The following is a 618-nucleotide window of genomic DNA, read 5'->3' as shown; positions in this document are numbered from 1 at the left end:
AACTTAGGTAACATTGATAATTTGAATATTGATGATTTGTTTAAAAATAATACTAACAATAAGAAAATGAAAAATAACAACTGTCCTAATTGGCTTGTCCCTTTTGATATAGCCTTTATGTTAGAACGAATAGGCTTTGATGAAAAATGTCTATTTGTATATCGCAAAAGCGATGAAATAAAATTCAAAATGGATTTAGATAAGGTATTTGAGGATACATCTGAATATTATTTTGAGGACTTAGAACCTTATGAGGAAGCCCCTTTGTTATGCATTCTATGCCCCAATTGGGAACAAGTATTTGCGTGGTTTAGAGCTCGTGGCTTATACAGCTATATTCGCCCTTACATTGCACCAGAAAATTTCTATATCTACTCTATTTACGATAACAATAATTTTGATAAATGCTGTGGACGTAGAGACACTTACGAAGAAGCCCAAAAAGAATGCGTAAAAGCCCTCATACAAACCTATAAAAATGAACTCAAAAAAAACAATCTTTAAACCCCATAATTACTATGAAGCACCTCCCTACTATTCGCACCAAAAAACAACTATACGAATATTACGCCCTCGAAATGAACAAGCGTGATTTTCGGTATTTTATCAACGATATAA

General features: G+C 32.5%; 1 protein-coding gene. It reads left to right on the top strand.

The genetic code is table 11. The features are described 5' to 3' along the window. Positions 1-504: hypothetical protein (locus HMPREF9441_RS15180; RefSeq protein ID WP_008622711.1), on the top strand; the 504-nt coding region annotated here is incomplete at its 5' end. Positions 505-618 lie beyond the last annotated feature (114 nt).

This window comes from Paraprevotella clara YIT 11840 (assembly GCF_000233955.1).
Classification (GTDB): domain Bacteria; phylum Bacteroidota; class Bacteroidia; order Bacteroidales; family Bacteroidaceae; genus Paraprevotella; species Paraprevotella clara.
Note: the sequence above shows the minus strand (reverse complement) of the source record. Positions and strands in the feature narration are given on the sequence as shown.